This window comes from Sulfitobacter sp. DSM 110093 (assembly GCF_022788715.1).
Taxonomy (GTDB): Bacteria; Pseudomonadota; Alphaproteobacteria; order Rhodobacterales; family Rhodobacteraceae; genus Sulfitobacter.
Genome location: NZ_CP085167.1, coordinates 2659302 through 2681560, shown reverse-complemented (window position 1 = coordinate 2681560; position 22259 = coordinate 2659302). Strand labels below are relative to the sequence as shown.

Genomic DNA, 22259 nt, shown 5'->3' with positions numbered 1-22259 from the left:
GGCGACATGATTGACGTCATGAACCCAGCCAATGGTACCCTCCTGGGGCGCATTCCAGAAACCAGTGCTGATACCGTTGATGCGGCAGTTAAAGCCGCCAGAAAAGCCAAAGGCCCTTGGGAAAGCCTGCCTGCGATTGAGCGGGCGCACTACTTGCGCAAGATCTCCGCAAAGCTGCGCGAACACCGTATTGAGTTGGCTGATGTGATTGTCAAAGAACAGGGCAAGGTACGCGCGTTGGCGCAGGTCGAGGTCGATTTTACCAGCGATTACATGGACTACATGGCCGAGTGGGCCCGCCGGATCGAAGGCGAAGTGTTGACCAGTGATCGCCCAAAAGAGACCATGCTGCTAATGCGGAAACCCGTTGGCGTTGTTGCGGGCATTCTGCCATGGAATTTCCCGTTCTTTTTGATTGCACGCAAGCTGGCCCCCGCGCTGGTGACGGGCAACACAATCGTTATCAAACCCAGCGAAGAGACACCGATCAATGCCTATCTTTTTGCCGAACTGTTGGCCGAAACCGATCTGCCCAAAGGTGTCTTTAACCTTGTCGGCGGACGCGGGAGCGTCGCAGGTGAGGCCTTGATCACCCACAAGGACGTTGACCTCATCACCTTTACCGGCAGCGTTGCGACTGGATCTCATATCATGCAGGCGGCGGGTAAGAACCTAACCAAGGTCAATCTGGAATTGGGGGGCAAGGCCCCTGCAATTGTTTTGAAGGATGCTGATCTGGATCTCGCCGCCAAAGCCATTTACGATTCACGCGTTATCAACACCGGACAAGTTTGCAATTGCGCAGAACGCGTTTATGTTGAACGCACTGTTCACGATGCGTTGGTCGAAAAGCTCACTGCGCATTTCGAGGCGACCCGCTACGGGGACCCATCGGAAAGCGATGATCTCGAGATGGGGCCACTAGTCAGCGAAATTGGTTTGACAAAGGTAACTGCTGCGGTTGATTTGGCAAAAACGCAGGGCGCGACCATTGTGTGTGGCGGCAAGCCAGCTGATCTGGGAAAAGGCTTTCACTTCGAACCAACTTTGATCACCGGTGCGACCCATGAGATGGATATCATGCGCAAAGAAACATTTGGGCCGGTTCTTCCCATCCAGATAGTGGACTCCCTCGAGGAAGCAATCACCTTGTCCAATGACAGTGAATATGGGCTGACGTCGTCTGTCTACACCAGCAACCTCACTTCAGCCATGCAGGCTGCCCGGGAATTGAAATTCGGCGAAACCTACATCAACCGCGAAAACTTTGAGGCTATGCAGGGGTACCACGCGGGCCATAGAAAATCGGGTATGGGTGGCGCAGATGGTAAGCACGGGCTTTACGAATTCACCGTGACACAAGTGGTGTACATCCAAGAGTAAGCCAAAGCAGTCCGGCGCACGCCGCTCAAATACTCACTTTGGCATGTGTCGAACGGATGAAAGCTAAATGCCGCTTCGGTAGTAACGTAAATTTGGGTAATAGAATGGGCTATGTTGCACAAGACCAGCGGGTCTTTATGGCGTGAATCTAATATGGTAGCTGGCTCGCATGAGCAAACCAACAACACCTATCTATAAGACGCGAATTAGACTGCCTATATTGAGACGCTGGAGCGCCGCGGATCACTGAAGATCTGGTTCGATCCGGAGATAAACTGGGATGCCGAACCCTCCGGCAAGAGGGGTAGGTCGCGGACATTCAGTGACGCGGCGATCCAAACCTGTTTGACGATGAAGGTGCTGTTCGGGATGGCGCTGGGTCAGACGACGGGCTCTGTGGAAAGTAGAAAGCCTGCTTCGGCTGACGGGCCTCGATTGGGACGTGCCTATCTTCAGCACCATCTTCCGCCGTCAAGGGACGCTTTCGATGGACATTCTATATCGTCGCGCGAAGGGCCCGCTGCACCTGCTGAACCCCTCCCACGGTTTGAAGACAAACCACCGCAGGCGAATGGAGTGCCCGCAAGCACGGCGGCCCAAAGCGGCGCGTCTGGCGCAAGGTTCACACCGGCATTGATGAGAAAACACCGAAAATCAGCGCAATTGAGGTCACGGGCGGCAACACTGGGGATGCACCGATGTTGCCTCGTCTACTGGGACAGATCCCGCCCGATCAGGAGGTTGGCAGCGTAACTGCCGATGGTGCCTACGACACGCGCCGATGCCACAAGGCCATCGCTGACCGCGGTACGGCTGCAGTTATCCCGCCGCGCCGGAATGCCCAGCCATGGAAGCCGACCACAGCCGGTGCTATCTCCAGAAACGACGCACTTAGCGCATCGAAATATCTGGCACGGCCGCTCTGGCGAAAGGAGCGGCTACCACCGCCGAAGCCGCGTTGATACAAAGATGCATTGCGTGATGCTACTTGGCCAGCGCCTGATGGCGCGCGACTTTGACCGCCAGGTCGCGGAGGTGCAGGTGCAGGTCGCAATCCTGAACGGTTAAACCGCCCTTGGCATCCCTGTCACGAAAGCCCCAGGGTAAATCCGTATGGGGGAAGGTGAGATCCGTTCGTCAGCTGATTTACGCAACAGAGTCACTAGAATGTCATACAATGCTATCTCATCTCCGAATTAGGCTTCAAATAATTTTCGTAATGTACTGGCTCATTTTTTTAGGTCAAAACCAACATTTATACATGCCGCAGGATCGGTGTATTTGAGCGAATGCTGTTGAAAAGCTATTCATTTATCGGTGGATAAGTCGCTGGCGCAACTCCATTATAGGTTAAGGGGTTTTGCTATGATGGGACCGAAGCAAGAAGCACACGCTGCGATGGTTAATGAGTTCAAGCTTGTAGGTCACGTGCCTCAAGATCACCTGCTGCGCTCAATTGATCGTTTTGTCGCTCTGGGTGGTATCCGCCAGTTTCTTGCCGCCTCGATTTGTCTGATCCAGTGCCGAACCATTCGACATTTACAAAGAACCGCCATCGTTGTTCTCGTGAGAGCGCACTGCTGCGGCATCTGTTTGAGAAGACAGTTGCATTGTGCATCGCAGATGGCTCGGTGAGCGGGCAGCGTCTGTCGGCAGATGCTAGCTTAATTGAAGCCGAAGCCGATGGGAACAAACCTAGCTTGTGGGCTTGGTTAGACCGTCCCGAGCTGAACGATGTTCTGGTTCCAAATTAGTTGCGCGCGCTCTTTGACCTCCACGAGGCTCATTTTTGGGAAAAAGACATCTTCGATAGGCCCTTCGTAGGGTTGGCATTCATCCACATGTGAAACAGGCGCGCAATCGCGAACAGGCGTGAAACCCGTAGGGCGCTCGTATTGATAGATCATGTCGAACTTCCCGGTGCTGCACGTGCCATCGGGCAGTTCAAGACCTTTTGGGCAAGCCGTCCAAGTGTGGGGCAGACCGGGAGCGATATCGATTAGTGTGAGCGGGGGGATTACATATAGTTCTCCGGCCAGTTCAAGCAATCCGGCACCGTTTATCACCAGAATGCGCTCGGCGAGTAGTTCGTGTTCTCCGGTGACAGCATCTTTACCAATGTGAACGTGGCGCGGCATCCTGTATTCAGTGCAGAATGGAATTACCCCGAATTGTCCCTCGAAAGATTGTCCCCCGCGCGAAAGCTCGTGCATCTTCAGCGAAAAATGCGGGAAGGGAGATTTTATTCCGGCCCCTTCGCCGTGGACGACGCGGGATCTATTGGGCAAAAGAAAGCCCCAGTGATCTTGAACGTTCATATCTCTTTCTCCGTGCTAGCGTGGGTCTGCCGAAATACATCCCAACGTTGAGTGCGAGTGTAGATTTCCGCGGCCAGCATCCTGTAATCCATGCCGATCAAAAGGAAATCAGCGCTCACATCCGGAAGGGTTTCGATTGCTTCGGGTGATGCAACGCCTGCGAGACCAAAAAATATTCCGGATTTGTTGGTCGCCTGACAGACAGCGCGGAATGCATGCCGCATCACCTCGGCATTCATGTCTCCGGGCACGCCAAGCTCAACTGAAAGATCTGTGGCGCCGATCAATAGCCCGTCGAGACCCGGAGTGGCGGCAATCCGATCGAGATCCCGCAGCGCCGCGCGGGACTCGATCATAGCAATTGCGAGAGTTTCTCTAATGCCCTCGCCAATTAGCTCTGCAGTTGGCTTGGCCGGAAACCCCAGCTGGGGTGACGCCCCTCCCCATGAGCGTTTGCCGACGGGCGGATATTTGCAATGCGAGACAAAAGTGGCCGCTTCTTCTGCACTATCGACATGCGGCATGATGATCCCTTGTACACCGCTGTCGAGGTAGCGGCTGGCTTCGGGTATGGCGCTCTTGTCCAATCTCACTAATGGCGTGACGCCAACCGAGGATAGATAGTTTGCCATCATGCCGACTTCTGATGCCGACAGCAAACTGTGCTCGAGATCAATGAAAGCCCAGTCGATGCCGAATTGTTGCGAAAATCGCGGCGTAAATGGGTTTGCGGGAAGCCCAATGCCAAGACCGAGAGCAGTTTGATTTTGACGCATCTTCTGGGCCATTGTGTTGGCTGTTTTCATTGCGGAATCCTCTGTTTTAGAACTTCGGGGTTGACGACATGGCATGGTTGGCCGCCTTCGAGCACGGCGATGACATTGGCAACGCTTGCCGCAAATATGCGATCCATAGCGCCCTTGGTCGTGGCCAACGCATGCGGCGCGACCACACAATTCGGCAAAGTGAAGATCGGATGGGTTGTGTCGGGTGGTGCAGGATCAAATACGTCGAGACCAACCCCCGCCAACTGGCCAGACGACAATCCATCATACAGCACGTCGAGACTTTCTACGACACCGCCACGTGCGAGGTTGATAAGGAAGGCGCCAGCCTTCATTGAACGCACGGCTTCTTTGTTGATCAATCCCGTGGTTTCAGGCGTCTGCGGACAGTGTAGTGAAAGTATGTCGGAGTTCGCGTAAAGCTCGTCCAGAGTGGCGCGCTTTACGTCAAGGACGTCAAACGCCTCTCGAGGTGCAAATGGGTCGTAGGCCGAGACGCGCATATTAAATGGCCGCGCCATCTCGGCGAGGATACGGCCAATCTGGCCGAACCCGACAATTCCAAGGTGTTTGCCGTCGAGATCACCGCCCTGTCGGGAGTAGCGTGCCTGCCAATCACCGCGCTTTAGTCCGTCATTCCATTCGGGCAGTCGTTTGATGAGTGTCAGCATGAAGGTCATTGCCGCCTCGGCCACCGCACGGGAACCAGCGCCGGGCGTGTTGACGACGGGAATGCCCCTTGCCGTGGCGCAGGCAATATCCACCTTGTCATATCCGACGCCAGTGCGAGCGATTAGTTTCAATCGAGGAGCTGCTTCAATTACCTTGGCTGTGATGGGTGCCGCACCGCGAACAATCAGGACAGATTTGTCTCTGATCCGTTCTACAAGTTCTGATTCAATCATTTCGTCAAGAAAGTACAGGCGGGCGTGGGGCATTAGTGCCGCTTCCGCCTCTGGGCTGAGATGGGCAGTCAGAAGGATGTCTTCTTTCATAGGATGTCCCTTTTCTGTGGTTGCAATTTGGCTTGGGGGTTCAGTTGGGACGGTGGCGGGCAGGTATCGCTCTCAACTGAGGTGTTGCGCTGACGGGCGACGTGAAGTGCTTGCCGACCTTTCGCTTCATTGTCGCTCGGCTGATTTCCAAACAATCGGCCGCTGCGGTGACATTGCCTCGCGTGCGCAACAGTGCGCGACGCAAAACGGCCCTTTCAGCTTGTGCAAAGCTGTCTTTGCCGTTGTCCTCGAATATGTCGCTTGCCGGAATACCCTTTAAAAGGCTTTGCGGAGTTAGGCCCTTCAAAGTGCGTGCCATGCGTGTGGCGCCGATGACCACATCGTCTTGGTCGACGGCAAAGAGGCCTACCCCCGAGCGTGAGGTGTCCCCCATAGTTATGATGCGGCAATCGGGGTAGGCGTTGACAAAGAGGGTTTTCTCGATATCGCGCGCAACTGATATGGCGAGAAAGAGTAGTGCTTGCCGAGCGAAGGCGCTGTCAGCCGTTCGACTTAAAAGTGAAAGGTTGAAGGCGCCGGACAATTCGCCATCTGGGCCAAAAATTGGGGCTGCAACGCAGGCCATGGGGGCAATAGGCAAATAGAAATGCTCATCACGGCGGATCGTAACGGGACGCTCGGACACCAGACAGGTACCAACACCATTTGTGCCGCGATGCGCCTCGCTCCAATCGTATCCCTGAGAAAGGCCCATGCGGGCAAGACAGTCCGCATCAATCCCGTGTCTATAGGCACTCAGAACAATTCCGTTTGCATCGGTAACTAGGGCGCAGACTCTTTGGCCGGGAAAAGCACTTTTCTGATCCCGCAACGCCCTTTGAAAAGCGCGAATTAGGGGGGCGGCGCCTTGTCGCGCCCGTGACAGTTCATGTGCGTCAAGTCGCCGAAGCTCTGTTGGCATAGTAGGATCCAGATTGTGCCGCAGAAGACAACGATGCCACGATGCCACCAATTGCGATTTTCCGGCGCCATTAAATTGGACTTGTGTCATGACTTTGTGTGCGTGTTCACGTATGCCTGTGATCATGATCTCCTCCTGGGGTGATTTCGTTCCAGTTCCTCCACACCCCCCGACTGGGGGTCAGGCTGTTTCGACCTTTACGGTCTGTCCGCCATCGCGCATGCTTTGATCGATTGCTTTGGCTATGTTCAGGGCAGCTACGCCATCGTCGAGCGTTGGCAGTCGCCGCGAGCCGTTTAGGATGTCCTGGGCAAATATTTGCAGTGGTTGCAGATAGCCGTTCTGAGCGATTGATTGGAATTCTCGGGCGCTAACATTGGAATAATTGGGTTCCAAATACTGGGCGAAAGAAGGGGTTTCCTTTTGCATCTGGGTCGTGTCGCTCTTCGACTTTTCCAGAGGCGGTCCTTGCCATGTGAGTTGCCGATGGTTTTCCAAAGTCACGACGTTCTGGTTGCTGCGGATATCCATGTGTTCAGCCCCTTTTGCTGACCAGAACCCCATGGAGCTCAGGAAGAATTGTCCGATTGCCCCTGAACGGAAACGGACATTGGCCGAAATATCAGCCTGACCGTCGTTGGGTTCGACGAAATACGCGGAGACTTCCTCAATTTCGCCCATTATGTTGCGGGCCATGTCGAACCCATGGATCGCGCCGACGGCAAGCAAGTCCCATGTTGTCGCTCGGTGTCCGCCAGCGAAGCGGAAGTGAAAGTAATTTGAGGACCCAAAACCCTCGCCGCTAACAATCTCTTTAACCCGTTGGTAATGGGGCGAGAATCTCTTGTTAAAGGATACAGCAGCCACCAGATTGGGGTGCTCCTTTTGGGTATGGCTGAGAGCCACTACGTCGGCATTCGTCATGACAATGGGTTTTTCCACGTAGACGTGTATGCCTGCTTGAAGTAGCTCGTTGGTCAGCTTCGGTTGAAGGGCGGGGTAGGTAACTAAAAGCACGGCATCAGGCCTAGCCTCTTGCAGAAGGCTCTCATGGTTGTCGTGATACTCCGCTAGGCTAAATCGACGTGCCGCTGCTTGTGCGCGAGACGTGTCGATATCGCAAACCCCTACGACTTCGAAATCGTCGATGAAACCAACTGCGCTATGCAGAACCGTCGTCGCGTGCTCACCGCACCCGATCAGACCAAGACGGATCCGTGGTCGGTCCTCACTGGGAAGTGGATGTTTCAATTTTTGCTCCTTTAGTCTGTGTGTTGCGGCGTTCAGACCGCTGAATTGAAGGCGTTCTTGCGGAATTAGCCAAATGTCCTGATAATCGATTGAATTTCCTCGTCAGAAAGCGTGACGAAGTCTTGGCTGGCGATCAGCCGATCAAATTCTGAAGTGAAACAAAGATCGAAACCGATCGGGACGTCATTGCGAGACCACGGTTTATCTGCCGGTGCGATCAACGTGTCAGGGGCAAACTCCCAGCCGATATCATACACACGCTCTGGATGGGTGCCGAGGAAGACAAGCTTGCCCTTGTACGTACCGTGGACGTTAAAAATATTGGGCACGACCTTGTCGATCGTCCACCCTTGAGCGGCGAGAGCTTCGCGTGCAAGCAGCTCTAGAATCTTTGGATCGAAGTTGATTACCAAATTGCAGTGCAGATGTATGATGTCCGGATCCATGATCATGTTCAGCGTGTCTTTCCAGTGACGCGACTTGAAATAGCGACGGATCTCCTCTTCCTCTTTGACGCCCACGATCTTGAAGGGGAACTGTTGATGGAAATCATCCAACACTGCTTTGCCCCAATGTAGAATGTTGCGACCGTCTTGCGCACGTTCAGGTGCCATTGGTGCCAGTGCGCATCCCGCTTTGAACCGGAAGAAAAGATCAAAATGCGGAAGACCGTCAGGATGAAGGTTGTGCAGCGCCGCGACTTTGGAAGTGGCGCTTGGGGTCAGGTAATCGATACGACGCAACAACGGCTGTCCGCGCTTGGCAAAATAGGCTTCGATAACCGTGTTCAGGGAATCTGGATGGATACAGGTGTCGGCGTAAATATGAGAGTGCCAGACATCACCCTCAAGATCTTTAAGAAAACCGTTCCAGTGGTCTGAGGCGAGATAGTCTGCGACTGCTTTGGCGTGATCGGTGAGTGTGTTGGTGTCGTTTAAGTTGTGAGACATGTTGGTTCCTTCAGGGTGTTAGTACCTGTTCGCGTAAATCCCTTGGATTGCGACGTGATTTTCGGGTCTGCATTTACTTTTTAAGTGGGCGCTGTCTGGCGCTCAGGGAGGAGCGCTCGGAGGCGCACCTGACGGTGGCAAGGCACGAACGGGCTTGCGCGCATGGCTCGGGTGGGGAATAGGCTTGCAATCGGCCATTATCGGAACACCGTGTCAGGTAGCCATTGCGACAGGGCTGGAATGGCGGACAGAGCAAAGAGGCAGACTAGCATGACGCCGTAAAAAGGCAGGATGCTGCGCAAGATGTCTGAGATTTTGAGGCCGCTGACGGAAGCGACGGCAAAGATGCTCAGGCCAAAGGGCGGCGTCATCATGCCCAGCATCGTATTGAAAACAATTACGATGCCCAACTGTTCGGGTTGAATGCCCATGGTCTGTGCGATGGGAAGAAGGATCGGCGTCAGCAAAATAATAATCGTCAATCCGTCAATGAACATCCCAATGATGATCAAGAGCAAGTTGATGATCAGGAAGAATATTAGCGGGTTGTTCCCTATGTTACCAAAGACCGAAGCCGCATATTGGCTGACACCTTCGTTCACCATAATTGTCGAGTACAGTGATCCTGCGGCCAAAAGCGCGACCACGGCAGCGGCACTTATGATTGTGGACCGAATGGATTCCCAAAAACTGCGGATGCTGATGCGGCGGTAGAGAACTGCAAGGATCAAAGTGTAAAGTACGGCGGCGGCACCTACTTCCGAGGGGCTCATAATGCCGAAGATCATCCCACAGGTGATGGCAGGCATGATACAGAGAACCGGCAGCGCCAACAGCAGGTCGCGATAGAATGAGCTTTTTGCTGATGCCGGTTCGCTCATCGAACATTCAACTGTGGGGATATCCTGGTTCCCGCGCTTGCGCTTTAAAATCCAGATGTAGATGGTTACGAAGGCATAGAGAATGGCCGCGATGGTCACTGCGGGGATCACGCCGGCGACAAGCATCCGCACGCTCGAACTGTTTGCCGCGATGGCGTAGACGAGCAGGGGGATACTCGGTGGAAAGATTGGGCCGATGGTCGCGCTTGCCATGGTCAAGCCGGCGGCGAAGGGCTTTCTGATACCTTCACGGCCAGCAGCGTTGATCAACATACGGCCGGTCGCGCCGATGTCGGCAATTGCCGATCCGGACATGCCCGAGAAGATTAGGCTCAGAATCACGTTGAGGCGCAATGAATAGCCAAACTTCTCTCGAAATATGCGGCGCGTGATGGTGATCATGTCGCCTGCAAAGCCGAAACGATTGAGAAGTTCGCCCATGAAAATAAACATAGGAATGGCGATCAGAGTAAATGAGTTGAGGGTTTTGTACATCGTGTAGGGCACGATAGTCAGTGGAAAGTCACTGATCCAGAAATACCCGAAGGCGATTCCGAGGAGGGTCAGCACAATTGGTACCTGTAAAATCATCAGGACCGCAAAAGCTGTTATGATAGAAAAGGCCACCATCGTTATAGAGCTCCAGTTTTGCGTGTGCAGACTTAATTCTCGTCGTGATCGGGCGGAGAGACTTCGTCGAGAAGAGTCACTAGAAGCCAGCTCAGGACACCGTAGATCATGAAGTAGTAGATGAAGCGCACAGGAATCCGAGCAGCGATGGAATAGGTATTCATGACACGGGACAGCATATCGACGGTGAAGTAACCAAGCAGCGCCAAGATGCAGGCTGAAATAACCTTGGTCGTAACGTTTAGGCCATATTGCCAGCGCGGATGCAGCATTGTCGCGAGATAGTCCACGCGAAAATGCTGGCGCTCTCGCGCGGCAGTTGCCGCGCCAATGAATACCATTGCGATGACCGCGAATTGGCACGCCTCGATTGACCAAAGGGTCGGATTGTTTTGATATCGCGTTATGATCTGGATCAGTACGCTCCCAGTTGCCACCAGCAGGGACAGTGCCGCGATGATGGCCGCAAGCTCCGAGGTCGCAATTAGAATACGTTTTGCAATTGTTGTTGTCGCCATGACGGTACTCCTCCCTGTGATGGTCCGCGGCCAGTGCGGCCGCGGACGGTGTTGTGTTCTTGCTCAGAACTGTGCAGCAACCTCCTTAAGCTCGCTTTCTGTGAGCGTCACGTAGGGCACAGATTCGAGGTCTTTCTGGATGTCCTGCACTGTCAGAAGCCGCACTATATCATAGGGGCGAGCTTCGATTACGACCGAGGGATCATATTCCCATTCGATTTCGAGAACGGTTTCCGGCTGTTGCAGAAGAAAGGTGATCTTCTTGTACTCAAAGTTCTCACCAGTCATTGCTCCGCCGACATCTCCGCGGAATGTGACGTCGACCGCTCTGTCCACGACCCATCCCTTGTTGCGGAGAGCCTGAATGCCGCGTTTGGCGATTTCTTCCGGATGTACGCCGACGCGCGCAATAAGATGGCCGTGCTTGTTGCGCTGCACGTTGTAAACCATCTGTTCTAGCAACCTGTGCCAAGCCTTGGATTCAAAGAAGTCGTCAATCTGTTGTGCGGCGTCATCATCCACAGGACGGAAGTCGAACTGCTTGTAGTAGTTCTCCATATAGGTGTCGTCCCAGATGTCGATATTCTTCTTGCCGATCGCTTTTTCTGGCGGCATGGGTTCGATAATCACTTCGGGATTGAAGATCTGCATGATCTCAAAGTGGCAGCGGGTTTCGGGGGCGATGTAATAGCAGTTCGAGAACCCCGGTCCTTCGCTGGTCAACCAAATCGAGCGACGTAGGTTTTCGCCGTGCTTCTCAAAATAGGCGTTGGTCAGGTATTTCAGGTTGGCTGGGTGGATCGAGGCATCAACCGAAAGGTGCGCGTGCCGGACACCCTTGGCCAACTCGATCTGTTCCAGAAAGGACTTCCAGAAGTCGGAAGTATAGAAGTTTACGAGCTCTTGTTGAATAACCTTTTTCACGATTTTCTCCTTAGAAATTTGTCTGGGTTTCTGGTGAGGTCTTGCGAAGCGTGTTCTTTAGTCGACGATGTCTACAGCTCGACATATGTGCCGTTGGCGGCTATGCTTTCCTCGATAGCCAATGCAGTCTTGAAGGCATGCTCAGCATCTTTTAGCCCAGGGCCCGACTGTTGGCCTGACCGCAGGTCGGTGACGAAGGTTTTGATCCGCGTGAAATAGCCGTTTTGATAGTTGCTCTGGTATTCGAGTAAACTGATGTTGCTATAGTTTGGCTCGAGATATTCGGCCGGGGCGGGCAACTCGATGCCTGCTTGATGGCTGCTACCACTGTTCCGAATGGAAAGCGGCGGTTTCTGCCAGGTCAGTTCGCGCAGGTTGTCGAGGGTGATAAAGTTTCTATCACCACGAATTTCGAGATACTCGGCGCCTTTGGCAGACCAAAGTCCGAGAGAACTGAGAAAGAAGTTCCCTATTGCTCCGCTAGCAAACTGCAGGTTCACCGCGATGTGGGCCTGTCCTGCCTGTTTTTCGTAGGGCAGGGCGGAGACGCGGGTAATATCGCCAAAAAGATGACGTGCAAGATCGAAGTAGTGAATGGCTCCGACCCGCAATAAGTCGGTCGATCCGTTACGATAGCCTCCGGCGAATTTTGCGTAAAGATAGGACGGCATCCCGAAGCTGTCGCTGTTGAGAATTTCTCTAGTTTGACAGATATAGGGCGCATATCGTTTGTTGAATGAGACCGAGATATTTAACCCAGGCTTCTCCGCCGCGAGCACGGAAATTCGGTTCAGGTCTTCGAGGCTGGTGAAGAGAGGTTTCTCTACAAATATGTGCAGACCGGCCTGAAGACAGGTCACAGCAATGCTGGTGTGGACATGAGGCGGTCCGACAATTACTGCGGCTTGGGCGTCCGTCTCCGAGAGCATGACCTCTAGGTCAGAATAGTGCGGGCAATTGCCAAACCGGCGCGAGGCGTCACGGGCGCGTTCCTGATCCAGATCGCAAGCTGCGACGACTTCGATATCTTCGATCAGCGATAGTGCGGCGTGAATGACGACCCTCGCATGTTCACCGCAGCCAACGAGAACGGTGCGGATCGGGGATTCATTGGACACAGGTTGTATGTCTGATTTGGTGCTGGACACTGTATTTTACCCGAGTTTTGGATTTGTCGCCCACGCTTGTCGTGAGGCAAAACTTCCCTAGTCCACGAATGTTGTTTTCGTGGGCGACAAAATTTGTTGAAATTGAAGGGTGAATAAGGGGTGGTGTTACTTCATGTTGCGGATCGCCTCGATCCACTCGCCCCAAGTATCTTTGTTGGCATCGTAAAATGTCTGTGAAGTTTCGATGAACGCGTCGCGGTCGAGGCCGTCAGCCTCACGGATGATGGTTGTGCCTTTCGAGACGAGAAATTCCTCATATTCCGCCATCTTGTTGGGGTTGTAGTCAGTCTGGAACCAAGTCTTGGCGCTTTCGAATGCTTCGGTCAGCGCGGCTTGTTGCGTTTCTGACATCTGGTTCCATTTGTCCGCGTTCATCCAAACACCCGCAAATGTCACAACATGCTCAGTTTTCATGACATACTTGTTTACATCATAAATTCCCTTGCCGACGATATCATGCCATTGGTTTTCTTGACCTTCGATCACGTTCGTAAGGATGGCCGAAACAGTTTCCGAGCTCGACATGGGGACCGGCACCGCGCCGAAGTTTTGCCACATATCACTCCAGTGCTTCGAGGGGATGACGCGCATGCGGCGGCCATCAAGTTCAGCAGGCGTATATACTGGCTCTTTCAGTGTCAGATCACGCATGCCGAAATTGAAGAAGCCAAGAAGGTAGATGTTGTCGTTAAGCATCTTCTGGCGAATATCTTGTATGACAGGACTGTCTTGAGCCGAAACCTTGTCGAAGTGGGCATCTGACTCAATAAGGTAAGGTGCTTCAAGGATGGAGATCCACGGCACCACGTCAGAGGCTAGCGTCGGCCCGACCTGTGTGATATCGGCAATTCCGGCACGCACTGGTTCAAGACTGTAGCCGGCGAGCGTGCCACCGGGGTGTACGTTGATTTTGATCGATCCATCCGAAAGATCCGTGGCATATTCAGAGAACTTCCCGGCGAAGGCAATCTGTGCCTCCGCAGGTCCGGCGGTGTCCGAATAGTTTAAGGTGATTGGCTTGTCTTCCGCCGCCGCCAAAATGGGGCCTCCGACAGCAAATGCCGCAGCGAGAATGCCGCTGGTTAGGGCTTTTGTGATGGCTTTCATAGTTTCCTCCCTTGGTGGATTTCCCAAAGCCGCGTGTCATTGTAGCGGCGTCGGAGCGTTATGCCGGTTACTCCCGTCCGGCGATCTCTTGTAATTGCCGTTCGACTTCGAGCTTATCGTTGAATTCGAAATGCTCGCGAAGTCTTTGTTCTGCCTCGTCTTCTTTCTTGAGGACGATGGCTTTGTAAACAAGCAGGTGAACTTCGATCAACGCGGGAACATGCTCTTCTCGAACGTTTGATTGCTGGCGGCGCCACAGAAAACTGTGTTTCATTAACTCAGAAATCGCTTGGTAAACGGTGTTCAATGACGGGCTGTGGCTTGCCCGCACCAGAGCCGAGTGGAACTGAGCTTCTGCGTCAGCCCCGGCGATAGGGTCCAGGGCAGTTTCTCGCAACAACGTGAGACCTTGCTGCAGGTCTCCCAAATCTTCTGCTGTCGCGTAGCTACAGGCCAACCGGACCGCCTGACATTCAATCGCGATGCGCGCTTGAATAATGTCCGAAAAGGCCCTGTCGTTCTGTGCCAGAAAGAACGTGAAGTATTCCGAAAACGCTTCCAAACTCATTCTTGCGACATAGGTGCCGTCACCTATGCGAGTTTCGAGAACGCCGAGGATCGCAAGTGACCTGACAACTTCACGGAGAAGTGGGCGGCCGACGTTAAGCTGTTTCGCGAGCTCGCGCTCGTTTAGTAGTCGATCGCCCGGTTTCATTTCGCCCAGAATGATCGCGTTCCGAAAATACGCCACGATGTTTTCTGACTTTGAGACGGTTCGTTCCATTGATCTCGTTGAACCTCTTACCTTGGTAAGACCAATCTGGGCCGCAGGTTTGCGTTCTGTCAAGAAATTTCAGTCGCAATTTCTTTTACGTTATATAACAGTTACTTATATTGGTGTGATAAGCTGGACTCCTTCGGTAACCCGCCTCCGCTGGGCATTTCGGCCGCCCCGCTCAGACTGCCGGGCGGTCTGAAGGCCATGAGTCGCTCCCAAGGCACTGTCCGCTTCAGGCGGGCGGATACGGTTCGCTGCCATAGGCAAGAGCGACCGCTTTGGGCTAGGGCGCGCCACACGCTGCGCTTGGCACGAAGGTCGGCCCTAGGCCGCTCGCGACGGCGCAGCTTATGCCGCAACTGTGAAGGTCTCCCCTACCTCGGTCAGTTTGGGTTCCTTCTGACCTTCGCCGCACTCTGCAGCGATGACCGCTTCGGGGTGTGACCGGTCGTCCACAGCATGTGCCGCGATGGTCGGCTGAGGGCTAGAAGCATCGGTTTCACCGGAGGCAGAGTTAGGAAGCTCGCCGCGCATAAAGGCGATATAAGCGACTGCGGGCACCGCTAAGCGATTATAGCTCGAGCGCTGGGCAGAGCGGACGTAGATGCAGAAAGTTTCAGTGGCGGAAAATGACCCGCCGCGGTGGTAGGCCTGTCGGCCTGAGAGATTTTGTGAGCAAATGATATTAAGGGTTTAGACGTGGGTAGATGGCAGATCTGGCCTGGGCATTTCATGTCAGTCACCGCATACCTTTTCCAGAATTCACACCATAGGTTTTCCATGGGGTGGTTTTCAGATTGGTCGAAGAAAATGAAAAACGGCGCAGGATCATCCTGCGCCGCTCTTTTATGATAACAATGTCGGATGTTTACCTCAGAATGCGATCTGTCGCTTCCCGCAGGTAGACGTTCCCAAAAGCACCACGCTTGCCAACAAAGGGCTTGATACCTGCATCTCGTAGCTGTCGAACTAAGGCCTGCCACGATGCGCCGTGGGTCTGTGACAGCAGCTTGGGCGTCGTGTAGCATTCTTCGAAGGCGGCGGCGTCTTCGGCGGTGAAGTAGGCCTGATCTACCTTAGTAACCGGGTTCCTGAAGATCGTTGTCTTAACATGCCCCTCGTCGATCATGCATTTGAGGACCGAGGGCTGCCCGATGCCAACGGCCTTCGCGAAGTTTTCGATGCTCTGTGCGTCGACAGGGTCGGGGCGGAGCACTGCCGCGACCTCGTCGTGATAGACGTGAACCGCTACGTATCCTTCCCATTCCATGTGATTACCCACTCGAGAGATCCGACCGTCGCGGATGGCTTCGATGATCTCGACAGGACGGATCTTGAGTCGCCGGGCTTCCTTGGAAAGATGCTCCCAGCCATGTTGTGCTTGCCGGAGCTGCTGTGCGCCAGTCAGGATGCTGTCGAGGAACCGCTGACCTTGGGTCGGGTGCCAGACAGCTTTCACATCGGAAGCATCAAGATCTGGCCCCAAAACACCATCCTCGACCAGAAGATTGAACTGGGAGCGCGTCGCGTTGATTGATGCCGCCATGTCCTTGGCAGTTATCAGTTCGGTCAAGTTTTCCAGAGCTGGCCCCGCGGCCGTTGCATCGAAGACTTCCCATGGATCGGGCAGGCCCTTGTCCATTTCACGTACAATCCCCGCGCCGACGAGAGCCTTGCGCAGACGGCGCTGGTCAATGCCGGTTGCCTGTGCAGCCGTACGAACGGAATGAAGCCGTCGAACCTTGACTGGTTCGCCGAGGAGCTCGTCGCCGGGCCCCAAGGGCCATGTGCTCAACATGTGCGTGCGCAAGAGGTCTCGGAACGGGGCGTAGTCGGGATGATCGCGGTAGTCATGGGCAAGCCGGTCATACAGCTTCGGAAAGTTCGCCCTGGGACCATCTTGGGGGGATCCCGGTCTGCGTTGGAGGGCATCAAAGGTCTCGAGGATGGCGTCTTTCCCATGGCGAGCGACCTGAAAGCCCATTTCATAAAGAATTGGACGATCCTCTGGCGTCATCCGGGATTGAGGAATATCTTCAAGACGTAGCCGCGCACTCCCCAGCAGGTAGCAGAAATTGCAGGCAGCATGCAGCGGAAGGCCGTCGAGCCAGGTTTCATGGAATGATGTATGAGCCAATCGAGCCTCCAACCATAGGTCGAAAGGGAGGAGCTTCCTCGGTTTTCCATCATGCTTTTCGGCCAGAATATCCAACGCGAGACCTGCTAGTACGGGCGCAGAATCGAACCTTTTCAGGGGGCTGGCTTCCCGCCATAAGGCAACGAGTGCGGTTTGATGGATGACGCAAACAGTGACATGTGGAACCAGCCAGTGGCCGCGCATTTTCATTGCTCCCGTTGTCTCGAAGTCTTCCCGAAGGCAGGGGGCGCAGCCACGCATAACGGGTGTCTGGAGTGATTTGGTCGGGAAGGCATAGTCACGGAAAGATCGGGTGCCACTCCCGCTCTGCTGCGGCGACCATATTCTCACCTCTTCAGGGACAGTCTCCCCATGATCTTCCAGAGCCGAGATTGCCTCGTCTGCATTTTTCAAAACCGCCGTGAGAGAGGTCCCCTTGTCCACGCAGAACGTGGCGGCATCCACCCAGAAATGGGCCGCGCGGCGGGAAATCCAGGACGCGATGGTCTCCCTCGTGGATGTTATGTTTATTGGTGGCATTGTCGGCTGGATTGCTGATGTTCCAGCCCAGATATGTCAAATGCCCCGATTTGCAAGACAGTTCGTCCAGCCTATAGGTCAGTGTGCCGCTGGATTCTCGAGGATGGGGCCAGAGTCCCTCCCGTGGATTTCGGCCCAAAGCCGCCGTCCGCCGGGGTCATTAAATGCTGCGCTGCGGCCCGTCGAACCGGTCATTCGCTGCAACCGCAAGATCTGATGATGTGTGAATTCACACATTGCGGGACAAAGCGCCATTTCTCTGCATCTAAATCGATGATTGCAATCGGCGCTCAGCCAATAATCAGTTCATTGCGAACTGCTAGCAACTGTATTTCTCAAGCGCTCTGAGTGCGCCATTTCTGATCTGCTTTCACGAGCGCATTGACGATTGTGACGAGTTTTCGCGCAACGGCTGTGATGATAACCTTGTGTGATTTTCCGGCGTTGCGCAGTCGATCGGCGAAGATTCTGAGGACTGGGTTGTGATGGCTGGCAACGAGGGCAGCTTGGAACATGACATGCCGAAGCAGTCGTCGACCACCGGCAATTGCACGCTTGCCGCGCATCGCGCCGCTGTCGTGGGCAATGGGGGCAAGGCCCGTGAGCGCTGCGGCCTGCTCGCCTGAGATTTGGCCGAGTTCGGGCATCTCGGCGATCAACATGGTGCTGGCGACAGGGCCAATGCCAGGAACGGAGCGCAAGATGTTGGCGGTTTTGGCAAGCGTTTCATCCGCCGCAATGGCCTGTTCGATCTGAGCCTCAAGGTCTGCTATTTGGTGGTCGAGAAGGGTTTTCAACTCATCATCCATACTCGCAAATATGTCAGACGACCCCAACTTCCCATGCGCCTTGACCTGCGCCAGAAGTCGCTTCCGCGTTTCCACGAGCTGACCGCGTTTTGATACCAAGGCTCTGAGAACGCGTATCTTTTCGTGCGGCAGGTTGCGCCCGGCATCAGGTCTGAAGACCATGAACCGCGCGATAAGCTCCGCGTCGATCCGGTCCGTCTTGGCGCGTGTGCCACGGCTGGCGGCGAAGGCTTTGATCTGAGCGGGTGGCAATTGCCGTGTCGCGATTGCTGCGGCATCCAGAGCAGACCACAAGCGCCATTCTTGCCCACCAGTCGCCTCAAAGCACACAAGCGCGTTGAGTGAAGCCGCCAGGTCGGCAATCTGCGCGTGGCCTTCCTCAGTGTTGGGCAGGCGCTGTCGCTGTCCGCCTGGCAGGCAGTGAATATCCAGCCAATCGCGGCTGACATCTGTGCCGATGATCGCAGAGTGTGTTAACTTATCCATGTTCTCTTCCTTCTGGTCCGTGGTCCTGATTGGCCACATTCAACTGTTCGAGATGATGAAGAGAGACGGCGCTGGCTCGCTAGCAAACGTGGTCAAACCCACAAGGCTCAGACGCCATACACCGCCCCGTCAGCGACCTCGGCCAAGGCGGCTGACGGGGGCAACATAGCAAAACTGAGATACAGAAGGCTCAGGACCCATTGATTATCGCGGAGCCGCATGATTCACCGTCCGAAAACGGAGCGGTGATATGTCTGATCTTTTCTGGCTGAACGATGCGCAGATGGCGCGGCTGGAGCCCTACTTTCCGAAATCCCATGGCAAACCACGTGTCGATGATCGGCGGGTTTTAAGCGGGATTATTTTCATCAATCGCAATGGTTTGCGATGGCGAGATGCGCCTAAGGAGTATGGCCCCCACAAGACGCTCTATAACCGTTGGAAGCGTTGGAGCGACAAAGGCATTTTCGCACAGATGATGGTGGGACTGGCTGCCGAGCACAGCGAAAAGAATACCGTGATGATCGATGCTACCTACCTGAAGGCTCATCGCGCAGCGTCCAGTTTGGGCGTCAAAAAGGGGGGCGTGGACGTCTTATTGGACGAACCAAAGGCGGCATGAACACCAAACTTCATGCAATCTGCGATAGCCGGGGGCGCCCACTCAACCTGTTCGTAACGGCAGGACAGGTGAGCGACTACATAGGTGCGCGAGCGCTTTGCGATAGTCTTCCGGATGTCGATTGGCTGCTCGGCGATCGCGGCTACGACGCCGACTGGTTCAGAGAAGCATTAAAAGACAAGGGGATACACGCCTGCATCCCCGGACGAAAACAGCGGAAGGCGACGGTGAAGTATGACAAGCGCAGATACAAACGCCGCAATCGGATCGAGATCATGTTCGGCAGACTCAAGGACTGGCGGCGCGTTGCCACTCGCTACGACCGATGCCCAAAGGTCTTCCTCTCAGCCATCGCTCTCGCCGCCACTGTCATCTACTGGCTATGAGTCCTGAGCTTAGGTTGCTACAGAACTGTAGCAGGTGTCTGGGCAAAATGACGGATTCTCCATCCGAGAGACTTGATTTGTGACTGGGCCTAATGAGTTCCCCACTCACAAAGAATAACTAAGACGAAGTCACATGAGTATAACGATCAGCCATAACAAGCCCAGAATGCCAAAGGGTATTATTCGGCAACAATACGAATGAAGTTGATGGTCACGTAATCACTATCTTTCATCTTGGGGTGTAGATTTCCACGCAGAAGTGAGCCGGGTTTTCCATCGAGAAGTGAGCCACCTTTAAGTTATGTTTCGGGTGTCAGGCTCTGGTCAATGCATGATTGTCCTCCCTCTTTTTCTGCGCCGCTACGGCTGCACTGGCTTTGAAGCGGAAGCTATCGTTTCCGGTCTCCAAGATGTGGCAACGGTGGGTTAGGCGGTCGAGGAGTGCGGTCGTCATCTTAGGATCGCCGAAGACGGTAGCCCATTCGCTGAAGCTCAGGTTCGTGGTGATGACGACGCTGGTGCGCTCGTAGAGTTTGCTGAGCAGATGGAAGAGCAGCGCGCCGCCTGATGCACTGAACGGCAGGTAGCCAAGTTCGTCCAGGATCACGAGATCCAGGCGGACGAGGCTTTCGGCAAGATGCCCAGCTTTGCCTTTTGCCTTCTCTTGCTCGAGCGTGTTGACGAGCTCGATGGTCGAAAAGAAGCGAACCTTGCGGCGGTGATGTTCGACAGCCTGCACGCCAAGGGCTGTCGCGACATGCGTTTTGCCGGTGCCGGGGCCACCGATCAGCACAACGTTCTGGGCACCATCCATGAACTCGCAGCGATGCAGCTGCCTTACAGTGGCCTCGTTGATCTCACTGGCCGCAAAGTCGAAGCCTGACAGATCTTTATAAGCCGGGAAGCGTGCGGCCTTCATGTGATATGCAATGGAGCGCACCTCCCGTTCTGCGACCTCAGCCTTCAACAACTGGGCAAGCATCGGCACCGCAGCGTCGAATGCTGGTGCGCCTTGTTCCATGAGGTCGGTGACAGCTTGCGCCATGCCGTGCATCTTCAGGCTGCGGAGCATGATGATGATGGCGCCGCTGGCGGGATCATGACGCATGATGACCTCCGGCGGTCCGGGTCCGCAGGCCATCATAGCGTTCGACATTGGCTTCTGGTTCGCGCTGAAGGATCAGCGCCTGCGGCGTATCGATATCGGGCCCGCAGATCGTCTTTCCGTCGATAAGACGGTGCAGAAGGTTCAGCACATGGGTCTTGGTCGCGACACCTTCAGCCAGGGCCATTTCCACGGCGGCCAGCACAGCCTGTTCGTCGTGATGCAGAACCAGCGCCAAGATGTCGACCATCTCCCGGTCACCGCCGGGGCGACGCAACATGAGATCTTGCAGCTGCTTGAGGGCTGGAGGGAATTCGGAAAAGGGGGCACCGTTCCGCAAGGCACCGGGCTTGCGCTGGAGAACGGCCAGGTAATGCCGCCAGTTGTAAATCGTGCGTGGTGGCAATTGGTGGCTGCGCTGGATCACCCGCGTATGTTCGCACAGGATCTGTCCTTCGGCGGCGATCACCAGACGTTCAGGATAAACCCGCAAGCTCACCGGCGGTTCGCAAATGACGCTGGAACGCTGTAGCGATTGCGTTCAAAGCTGATCAGACAGGTCGGCGATACCCGCTTGCTATGCTCGACAAAGCCATCGAATGCGGGTGGTAATGGCATCAGAGCTGCTTGTTCGGCGGCCCAAACGTCAGCAACGCTCCCGGGTAATGCTGCGTGCGGGATCTTACCCCATAATACGACACACTGCTGTTCCAGCCAGTCGTTCAGAGCCGCAAGATCGGGGAAGTCCGGCATGGGTTGCCACAGTCGATGTCGGGAATCCTGCACGTTCTTCTCGACCTGCCCCTTCTCCCAGCCTGCGGCCGGATTGCAGAACGCTGGCTCAAATACATAGTGGTTCGCCATTGCGAGAAAGCGCATGTTGACCTGTCGCTCCTTTCCGCGACCGACGCGATCGACTGCCGTCTTCATATTGTCGTAAATCCCGCGCCCCGGGATGCCACCGAAGACCCGGAACCCATGCCAATGAGCGTCGAACAGCATCTCGTGCGTTTGTAGCAGATAGGCTCGGACCAGAAAGGCACGGCTGTGCGACAGCTTGATGTGGGCGACTTGCAGCTTCGTGCGCTCACCACCCAGAACGGCAAAATCCTCGCTCCAGTCGAACTGGAACGCCTCGCCCGGGCGGAACGAAAGCGGCACAAAGGTGCCGCGCCCCGTCGTCTGCTGATCCCGTTGCCGATCGGCCCGCCACTCACGCGCAAAAGCCGCAACCCGGCCGTAGGACCCGTCAAATCCGAGAACCATCAGATCGGCATGCAATTGCTTCAGCTTGCGCGACTTGCCAGCCTCCGTCTTCAGCCACCCGGTCAGCTTGTCGGCGAACGGATCGAGCTTACTTTGCCGCTCCGGCGTCGTGAACTGCGGCTCGATCGTGCCCGCGTTCAAATATTTGGTGATGGTGTTGCGCGACATCCCCGTGCGACGCGCGATCTCGCGGGTCGATAGTTTCTCGCGCAGTGCCATACGTCGAATGATGTTCAAAAGTCCCATGTGTATCACTCCGATGTCCCCCATTGCGCATCGCGCTGGAGGAAAGGTCAC

The 22259-nt window shown here is 54.9% G+C and carries 18 protein-coding genes and 3 pseudogenes; 4 read left to right on the top strand and 17 right to left on the bottom strand.

The window, feature by feature from the left end; all coding sequences use genetic code 11:
* The first annotated feature begins 6 nt into the window (after positions 1-6).
* From aldA to DSM110093_RS13140, 3 genes and pseudogenes are all read left to right on the top strand, one after another.
* Complete coding sequence (aldA, locus tag DSM110093_RS13150; protein ID WP_243265513.1) at positions 7-1383, top strand: aldehyde dehydrogenase; 1377 nt, start codon at positions 7-9, stop codon at positions 1381-1383.
* A gap of 169 nt (positions 1384-1552) precedes the next feature.
* Positions 1553-2451, top strand: a pseudogene (locus DSM110093_RS13145) (IS5 family transposase).
* A gap of 297 nt (positions 2452-2748) precedes the next feature.
* Positions 2749-3065: pseudogene (locus tag DSM110093_RS13140) on the top strand (transposase); the annotation flags it as partial.
* A gap of 30 nt (positions 3066-3095) precedes the next feature.
* Here DSM110093_RS13140 and DSM110093_RS13135 read toward each other — a convergent pair.
* From DSM110093_RS13135 to DSM110093_RS13065, 15 genes are all read right to left on the bottom strand, one after another.
* Positions 3096-3701, bottom strand: coding sequence for a hypothetical protein (locus tag DSM110093_RS13135; protein ID WP_243265512.1), 606 nt, complete (start codon positions 3699-3701; stop codon positions 3096-3098).
* Complete coding sequence (locus tag DSM110093_RS13130; RefSeq protein ID WP_243265511.1) at positions 3698-4507, bottom strand: aldolase/citrate lyase family protein; 810 nt, start codon at positions 4505-4507, stop codon at positions 3698-3700. Before DSM110093_RS13130 ends, DSM110093_RS13135 begins: the two co-directional genes overlap by 4 nt.
* Positions 4504-5481, bottom strand: a complete 978-nt coding sequence (locus DSM110093_RS13125) for a hydroxyacid dehydrogenase (RefSeq protein ID WP_243265510.1) — start codon at positions 5479-5481, stop codon at positions 4504-4506. Before DSM110093_RS13125 ends, DSM110093_RS13130 begins: the two co-directional genes overlap by 4 nt.
* Positions 5482-5521: 40 nt before the next feature.
* Positions 5522-6529, bottom strand: a complete 1008-nt coding sequence (locus DSM110093_RS13120) for a GAF domain-containing protein (protein WP_243265509.1) — start codon at positions 6527-6529, stop codon at positions 5522-5524.
* 54 nt (positions 6530-6583) lie between these two features.
* Positions 6584-7654 carry a Gfo/Idh/MocA family oxidoreductase gene (locus DSM110093_RS13115; protein WP_243265508.1) on the bottom strand — a complete coding sequence of 357 codons (1071 nt, stop codon included), beginning with the start codon at positions 7652-7654 and terminating at the stop codon, positions 6584-6586.
* A gap of 65 nt (positions 7655-7719) precedes the next feature.
* Positions 7720-8604: a hypothetical protein gene (locus DSM110093_RS13110; RefSeq protein WP_243265507.1), complete on the bottom strand. Its 885-nt coding sequence runs from the start codon at positions 8602-8604 to the stop codon at positions 7720-7722.
* 197 nt (positions 8605-8801) lie between these two features.
* Positions 8802-10055 (bottom strand): TRAP transporter large permease, encoded by a 1254-nt coding sequence (locus tag DSM110093_RS13105; protein ID WP_243265506.1) that lies wholly within the window; start codon positions 10053-10055, stop codon positions 8802-8804.
* A 92-nt stretch (positions 10056-10147) separates the two neighbouring features.
* Positions 10148-10633 carry a TRAP transporter small permease gene (locus DSM110093_RS13100; protein WP_243265505.1) on the bottom strand — a complete coding sequence of 162 codons (486 nt, stop codon included), beginning with the start codon at positions 10631-10633 and terminating at the stop codon, positions 10148-10150.
* 63 nt (positions 10634-10696) lie between these two features.
* Positions 10697-11557 (bottom strand): hypothetical protein, encoded by an 861-nt coding sequence (locus DSM110093_RS13095; RefSeq protein WP_243265504.1) that lies wholly within the window; start codon positions 11555-11557, stop codon positions 10697-10699.
* Between the two features lie 71 nt (positions 11558-11628).
* The gene (locus DSM110093_RS13090; protein ID WP_243265503.1) at positions 11629-12705 is read right to left on the bottom strand and encodes a Gfo/Idh/MocA family oxidoreductase; all 1077 of its coding nucleotides are present in this window, start codon (positions 12703-12705) and stop codon (positions 11629-11631) included.
* 126 nt (positions 12706-12831) lie between these two features.
* The gene (locus tag DSM110093_RS13085) at positions 12832-13833 is read right to left on the bottom strand and encodes a TRAP transporter substrate-binding protein (RefSeq protein WP_243265502.1); all 1002 of its coding nucleotides are present in this window, start codon (positions 13831-13833) and stop codon (positions 12832-12834) included.
* A 67-nt stretch (positions 13834-13900) separates the two neighbouring features.
* Positions 13901-14617 (bottom strand): FadR/GntR family transcriptional regulator, encoded by a 717-nt coding sequence (locus tag DSM110093_RS13080; RefSeq protein ID WP_243265501.1) that lies wholly within the window; start codon positions 14615-14617, stop codon positions 13901-13903.
* Positions 14618-14959: 342 nt separating this feature from the next.
* The gene (locus tag DSM110093_RS13075) at positions 14960-15172 is read right to left on the bottom strand and encodes a hypothetical protein (RefSeq protein WP_243265500.1); all 213 of its coding nucleotides are present in this window, start codon (positions 15170-15172) and stop codon (positions 14960-14962) included.
* Positions 15173-15479: 307 nt separating this feature from the next.
* Positions 15480-17288 carry a TniQ family protein gene (locus tag DSM110093_RS13070; RefSeq protein ID WP_243265499.1) on the bottom strand — a complete coding sequence of 603 codons (1809 nt, stop codon included), beginning with the start codon at positions 17286-17288 and terminating at the stop codon, positions 15480-15482.
* A 335-nt stretch (positions 17289-17623) separates the two neighbouring features.
* Positions 17624-18583: an IS110 family transposase gene (locus DSM110093_RS13065; RefSeq protein ID WP_243265498.1), complete on the bottom strand. Its 960-nt coding sequence runs from the start codon at positions 18581-18583 to the stop codon at positions 17624-17626.
* A 250-nt stretch (positions 18584-18833) separates the two neighbouring features.
* Here DSM110093_RS13065 and DSM110093_RS13060 point away from each other — a divergent pair.
* Positions 18834-19591 (top strand): IS5 family transposase gene (locus DSM110093_RS13060; protein WP_243265497.1). Its coding sequence is split into 2 segments (ribosomal slippage): positions 18834-19155 and positions 19155-19591, totalling 759 coding nucleotides; the frame shifts between segments, so codons are not numbered across the junction.
* Between the two features lie 313 nt (positions 19592-19904).
* Here the strand turns inward: DSM110093_RS13060 and istB are convergent.
* Positions 19905-20699 (bottom strand): IS21-like element helper ATPase IstB, encoded by a 795-nt coding sequence (gene istB / locus DSM110093_RS13055; RefSeq protein ID WP_243265496.1) that lies wholly within the window; start codon positions 20697-20699, stop codon positions 19905-19907.
* Positions 20689-22208 (bottom strand): annotated as a pseudogene (istA, locus tag DSM110093_RS13050) (IS21 family transposase). Before istA ends, istB begins: the two are co-directional and overlap by 11 nt.
* Positions 22209-22259 lie beyond the last annotated feature (51 nt).

Bases quoted from the DNA above. Each gene is read 5' to 3' on its own strand.
- istB (WP_243265496.1), bottom strand. From the start codon at position 20,699: ATGCGTCATGATCCCGCCAGCGGCGCCATCATCATCATGCTCCGCAGC.
- DSM110093_RS13085 (WP_243265502.1), bottom strand. From the start codon at position 13,833: ATGAAAGCCATCACAAAAGCCCTAACCAGCGGCATTCTCGCTGCGGCA.
- DSM110093_RS13125 (WP_243265510.1), bottom strand. From the start codon at position 5,481: ATGAAAGAAGACATCCTTCTGACTGCCCATCTCAGCCCAGAGGCGGAA.
- DSM110093_RS13130 (WP_243265511.1), bottom strand. From the start codon at position 4,507: ATGAAAACAGCCAACACAATGGCCCAGAAGATGCGTCAAAATCAAACT.
- DSM110093_RS13065 (WP_243265498.1), bottom strand. From the start codon at position 18,583: ATGGATAAGTTAACACACTCTGCGATCATCGGCACAGATGTCAGCCGC.
- DSM110093_RS13100 (WP_243265505.1), bottom strand. From the start codon at position 10,633: ATGGCGACAACAACAATTGCAAAACGTATTCTAATTGCGACCTCGGAG.
- DSM110093_RS13080 (WP_243265501.1), bottom strand. From the start codon at position 14,617: ATGGAACGAACCGTCTCAAAGTCAGAAAACATCGTGGCGTATTTTCGG.
- DSM110093_RS13135 (WP_243265512.1), bottom strand. From the start codon at position 3,701: ATGAACGTTCAAGATCACTGGGGCTTTCTTTTGCCCAATAGATCCCGC.
- aldA (WP_243265513.1), top strand. From the start codon at position 7: ATGATTGACGTCATGAACCCAGCCAATGGTACCCTCCTGGGGCGCATT.
- DSM110093_RS13070 (WP_243265499.1), bottom strand. From the start codon at position 17,288: ATGCCACCAATAAACATAACATCCACGAGGGAGACCATCGCGTCCTGG.
- DSM110093_RS13110 (WP_243265507.1), bottom strand. From the start codon at position 8,604: ATGTCTCACAACTTAAACGACACCAACACACTCACCGATCACGCCAAA.
- DSM110093_RS13120 (WP_243265509.1), bottom strand. From the start codon at position 6,529: ATGATCACAGGCATACGTGAACACGCACACAAAGTCATGACACAAGTC.